The organism is Bradyrhizobium yuanmingense, assembly GCF_900094575.1.
GTDB classification, from domain to species: domain Bacteria; phylum Pseudomonadota; class Alphaproteobacteria; order Rhizobiales; family Xanthobacteraceae; genus Bradyrhizobium; species Bradyrhizobium yuanmingense.
The window spans coordinates 1-4388 of the sequence record NZ_FMAE01000073.1; the positions used below are offsets into that span (position 1 = coordinate 1).

A 4388-nucleotide genomic window follows, 5' to 3' on the forward strand; every position below is an offset into this window, starting at 1 on the left:
GGGGTGGTACTATCTCTCGACCGTGCTTGACGACTTCTCGCGCTACATCGTGGCCTGGAGGCTTGGTCCCACCATGTGCGCTTCCGATGTCACAGTCACCCTCGACCAGGCACTCGCCGCCTCCGGACTTGACAACATCGCCGTCGCGCACCAGCCAAGGCTTCTCAGCGACAATGGCTCGAGTTACGTGGCAGACGATCTGGCCAAGTGGCTCGACCAGAAGGGCATGCAGCATGTGCGCGGCGCTCCGTACCATCCTCAGACCCAGGGAAAGATCGAGCGCTGGCACCAGACCTTGAAGAACCGCATTCTGCTCGACAACTACTACCTGCCCGGCGACCTCGAACGGCAGATACGGGCCTTCGTCGAACACTACAATCACGTCCGCTATCACGAGAGCATCGACAACCTCACTCCTGCCGATGTCTACTTCGGCAGGGCTGAGGCGATCCTCGCCGAGCGAAAACGCATCAAGCGCAACACCATCGCAAACCGCCGCTTGCAGCATCAATTGCAAGCAGCTTAAACTCCAACCCCTGATGAGCCAGAGCCTCTCTTCGCGAAAAGCCTGATCAGTCTCAAATTATCTGACGACGGACAGCCGTCGAGCAGTTCGAGGTTATTGGCGATGACCGGGTTGCCGGGGTCGAGCGAATAGGCCTTTTCGAACTTTCGTCGTGCGCCGGCGAGATTGCCGCGCAGCATGTATGAATAGCCCTGATCGTTCAGGACCCGAACGGTCTCGCCGCCAAGCCGGATCGCCTGCGCATAAGCCTGATCGGCCAGATCAAAGCGAGCGCAACTTGTCATAGCTCGCGGCAAGGCCAATCCAGGCCGTTACGTCCTTAGGCGCTTTCTCGACAACATCTTTGAAATAGCGCTGAGAGAGGCCGTAGGCACCACGGTTATAGTGCTCCAACCCCATCCGTACGGGTTCGTCCGAAGGATAATATTTGACGGCGGTCGGTTCCTGCACAGGGTCCCCGCCCGGTGGCTCTACGGGAACCACGACTGCGGCGTCCCTCAGTGTCTGTTTACACCCGCCAAGGACTATTCCCAACCAGCAACAAGTTAGAACTAACATGATGCGCCGCATAAGCGTTGTCCCCCGGCTCAGCGGCCTTATGGATATCGTCGCTAAATTACTCAACCCAACGCCCCTTCGCCCTTTACCTGCCAGCTGGTGTTCCGCCGACCGGTATCGACACGCCGGTTGACGAACCTGCCCCCAATCCCTCGATGTTAACGTTCGGCGTCGGCGTTGTCCGCACAGCCATTTGCCTGGTCGTATCGCTAATGTCGGGAAGCTGATCCACCGGCTGTTGCGTTTTGCCATAGCGTGTGACCGCGGCACCCACGCACGAGCGTCGTACGCGATCCTGCGGTCGGCGACGTATCGCGGCCAGGATGGATCGTGTGCATGACGGCATTGACCTGCTTGGCATCGCCCGCGGTCATCGTGATGGTGTTCGAACGCTGGAAGTAGCGATCCACCTCGTCATGACCGGCGAGGCCATAACATCCGCCGAGCAGGAGCGGTGCGAGCAGAGCCAGATACCTGATGGTCATCTCTCGCTTGCTTTAGTTGAGGGTTTTCACGACCGGCTGGTCGGCAACAGCGGCCGGTGCCGGAAGGGGCGCCCTGACCTCGGGAGCGATGATGTGCCCGTACGGACCCTTCACCTCACCACCGGATTTGACGTAGTCGTTGTAGCGCTTGCGAACTTCCATCTGACCAATTGAGGAAGAAATCGACGTCGTTTGCCGGAAGTCGGGAGTCGAGCGGCAATGCCTATTGCTGGCCGGGTGCCGCCGGCGCAACCAGGCGCGGCGTGACGATGATGACCAGATCGGTTTCCTCCTGCTGGTAAGATTTGATGCTGAACGAGGTCCCGATCACGGGCACCGAGCCGATCCAGGGAAGTTGCGAAACGTCCTGGCGATTGCGAGTCTGCAGCAGGCCGGCGATGGCGAAACTCTGGCCGTCGCGCAGTTCGACCGTCGTGCGTTCATCGCGGCGGGTCAAGGGTGGAACGTCCCTGGATCGTCACTGCATTGGCGAAATCAAGTTCACTGACCGACGGCTCGACCCGAAGGTTGATCACGCCGCGCGAGAGCACGGTGTGGACGAAGCCCAACTCGACACCGAACTTCTTGTAGTCGATTGTGATGGTTGGAAAGCCGTTCGTCGTTTGGGTCGGGATCGGGATTGGAAACTCGCCGCCGGCAAGGAAGCGGGCGGCATCGCCGGAAAGCGTGGTCAAGTTCGGTTCCGCCAACCTGCGAGCCAATCCTTTGGTTCCCAATGCAGAGATCAGCACGTCCACCGAGCCGCCGCCGGCGGTCCTAATAAGGCGACCTCACGTTGCGCAACATCGCTGGCCCGCTGGGGGCGTAGTGTTTCCGCGCGCGACGTTTTCTGCGACAAGGGCGAATGCCTGACGCGCGTCGGCAAATCCCTTGTTGCGAGCGACATGCTGCATCTAACGAGATCGGGTTCGGAATTCCTGGTTTCGTCGATCGTCTCAAAGCTGGGTGTCGAATAGGATGACGCTGCGGTCCAATTGACGGGGTCGGCGCAAATCAGCTGTCAATCGGGCTATGCCGACCCGCGTCGAGCTTCTCGCGGATCATTTGATTAGATGCGCCGGCATTGCGGCAGTCTGCCTCGACAGGGCCGGGCACATTGCCGCGGACGACCGCTTCGGGCTGTTCCCGAATTGCCGTTTGCTGGCCCGCCCGGCAACCAGGCGAAGGTCGCGGCGCTGCGGGTGTGCTCGGTCGTCCCTCGAACTGCCGCCATACTGAGAGCCGGGTTCAGGAAGAACTGCCTATTGCTGAGCGCCGCCTCACAGCGTCCGATGTTGGCTGTTCGCTTGAACCATTTCCTTGGTAGGCCAATGTAGTAGCCGCGCCTGCGAAGCTCTAGCTCGGATCTATTGAGCGTTTCGCAAATGGATTTCACAGGCGTGCCGGCATCAACAAGCTTGCGCAGCAGTTCGTCTTCTCGTTTGGTCCAGCGAGGAGAGCCGAGAGTCAATTTCAATCCAACCTCTTAGCCCACACTTCGTCACACTCGAATCTGTTCAAATGAGTTTCGCCATCCTAATTTCGCATTCCAGAACACGACCTAAAATCGCAGAAAAAGCTTGGGCCTCCGGCGCCTTGTCTGTCCCAGTCATCGCGTCGGCCTCAAGAAAGGAATGGCAGGCGAGGCGCTCCTTCGAAAGCTATACGTTGGCATAGACGAAGCTCCCGGATCCTCTGCCAACGAGATTTCGGAGCCACTAGGATTCGCCCAGACTTGTCGGACGACCTGTGAGATGGCCGTGCGGCCGAGGAGTTAACCCCGCTAGACCGGATACTTGGCCCGCGATGAGCGGCCCAGCCGCAACTATGTCGGCAGCTACATCAGGACGTCGAAGTGGGGAGCTATCGGCTATCGCCGCGATGGGCTAACGCTAGAATTAGTCCGCCGCGCGGCCAGAAGCGGCATGATCAACGACATCTTGCGTGCAAGCGGCAACGCGAGATTGGTACTCTTCGATGTCCACTTCGCGCGTCACCTGCGAGAACGAATCTTCAAAGCTGGCGTGAAGTTCGCCTTCTTCGATCCACGACTTACCGCGGTCCGAACTGATGCGATGGCCGACGAACACCTCACGTCGGCGCGCCTTGCGGTAAACCATGCGTTCGATCGTCCAATTCGTCATGGTCCCTCACGGTAGCAGCATGACTTGATCCGAACCGCGTTGCCGCGCCTTTTCCATTACGAATCCGCACATCACCCATGTTCGGCCTTGATACCTCGAAAATACACTCTGCCCTAGCGACCGCGCTTCAGGGCATCAACTCCTTCGGCTGGTAGGCATTGGGCTCGCCCTTGATGTTCCGAACTGGTCCAATTCATCCGAGCGACTTACACGCCAAGTAAGCGTCGGCTCATACAGCGTGACGGACGGTTGCCCAATCGTGTGGCGGATCGAACAATTTTAGCTCCTGTGGTTGTGCCTCCAAGCGGCGCCTCAGAAATCACCCATCAATGCGCCCTTTCCAACAACGCGCCGACCAGTCTTGATTGATCTCGCTGCCTGCCACGATCAGCATGAGCGGCTCCTTCACGCGGCGGGCAATGCGCCGCAGCGTAGCCGAGCCCAGATCGCTCATTGCCGCGGCGCCACCGGGATGCGAGTGCCAATCGCCGAGGTAATCAACGTCACCCGTGCTATCCTGAAAGGCCCGCCGTATCTCTGCGACCTGCCAAGCGTGATCAGGCACGAAACAGTGTCGCCCGTGAAGGGCGTGCGGGCCGGGACCGCGAAGGTCGACTACCACCCGGTCTTTCCCCACGCGCCCAGCCGAGAAGAACTCCGCCATTCTCAAGGGGG

Annotated in this window: 5 protein-coding genes and 1 pseudogene; 1 reads left to right on the plus strand and 5 read right to left on the minus strand. The window is 59.6% G+C overall.

The annotated features are described in order from the left end of the window. On the plus strand, positions 1-526 hold a 526-nt coding region (locus tag GA0061099_RS38885; RefSeq protein ID WP_141697820.1), incomplete at its 5' end, for a DDE-type integrase/transposase/recombinase. Here the strand turns inward: GA0061099_RS38885 and GA0061099_RS42635 are convergent. The 5 genes and pseudogenes from GA0061099_RS42635 to GA0061099_RS38910 all read right to left on the minus strand — a co-directional run. Further along, a complete protein-coding gene (locus tag GA0061099_RS42635) occupies positions 523-822 on the minus strand; it encodes a tetratricopeptide repeat protein (RefSeq protein WP_244621060.1) in 300 nt (99 codons plus the stop codon). The genes GA0061099_RS38885 and GA0061099_RS42635 overlap by 4 nt on opposite strands. 471 nt (positions 823-1293) lie before the next feature. Continuing rightward, complete coding sequence (locus GA0061099_RS38895) at positions 1294-1569, minus strand: hypothetical protein (protein ID WP_206752592.1); 276 nt, start codon at positions 1567-1569, stop codon at positions 1294-1296. A gap of 12 nt (positions 1570-1581) precedes the next feature. Next, positions 1582-2354, minus strand: a pseudogene (locus GA0061099_RS38900) (type II and III secretion system protein family protein); the annotation flags it as partial. Positions 2355-3467: 1113 nt separating this feature from the next. Beyond that, positions 3468-3713, minus strand: coding sequence for a hypothetical protein (locus tag GA0061099_RS38905; protein ID WP_074448682.1), 246 nt, complete (start codon positions 3711-3713; stop codon positions 3468-3470). A 319-nt stretch (positions 3714-4032) separates the two neighbouring features. Beyond that, the coding region (locus GA0061099_RS38910; protein WP_208604925.1) for a Mov34/MPN/PAD-1 family protein at positions 4033-4388 on the minus strand (356 nt) is incomplete at its 5' end.

What these genes read in the sequence shown, in the direction of transcription:
- GA0061099_RS38895 (WP_206752592.1), bottom strand. Translation starts at nt 1,569, where the DNA reads ATGACCATCAGGTATCTGGCTCTGCTCGCACCGCTCCTGCTCGGCGGA.
- GA0061099_RS38905 (WP_074448682.1), bottom strand. Translation starts at nt 3,713, where the DNA reads ATGACGAATTGGACGATCGAACGCATGGTTTACCGCAAGGCGCGCCGA.